At 46.0% G+C, this 674-nt stretch carries 1 protein-coding gene; it reads left to right on the top strand.

Translation table 11 applies throughout. The annotated features are described in order from the left end of the window. A partial coding sequence (locus tag ACFIL8_RS11970; RefSeq protein ID WP_375690000.1) for a hypothetical protein occupies positions 1–674 on the top strand: 674 nt, incomplete at both ends.

The raw sequence follows: 674 nt of genomic DNA, 5'->3' as shown, positions 1-674 counted from the left end.
GCCATTTTCTCCTTAGATGGGGATTTTATCAATAAGTTTGCCGATGTCATTGCTGAAGACAATCTCATCATCCGTGGTTTAAGTGGAGAGCGGGCTGGTCATGTGATCAACAGCTCGGGTCTTTTAGAAGCCGTGTCAGGCGATATGATCTTCGATGTCTCAGCTCTCACCAACATGCGCGAAGGTGGGGTCGAAGTTAGCGATAAAGTGGTGAATCGCAATGTCTATGAAACATCACATACCGAAACAGATGGGTGGTTTCTTGTTGATACAACTACCACAACTACCAGAGTTACAACGACGGTTAGTCAGCAGCAGCCTCATTTTACCAATAATGCTGCCCAGATTTTAGCAGGGCGTCATCTCACGGTTCATGCCGGCGATATCCGCAATAGTTATAGTTTAATTGCTGCCAATGGCAACATTGTGATGCATGGCGATACGCTGCTCAATGAGGGGCGTGATTTAACCGAAACAACCAAGATTGAGACGACAACACGCATTGAGACTACATCTGGTGATATTTTGGGTGCAGGGGTGGCTCAAATAGGAGATACAGACACATCGGAATATGTTGATGATCCTGTAATAATCACGCGCACTTATGATGCTGTTTACGGCACGATTGAAGCTGGTGGCACGCTTGATGCCAAGTTGACAGGCTATATTGACAA

It is taken from the genome of Bartonella sp. AP57NXGY (assembly GCF_042195805.1).
Taxonomy (GTDB): domain Bacteria; phylum Pseudomonadota; class Alphaproteobacteria; order Rhizobiales; family Rhizobiaceae; genus Bartonella.
The sequence above is the reverse complement of the archived record's forward strand: the minus strand, read 5'-3'. Positions and strand labels throughout refer to the sequence as shown.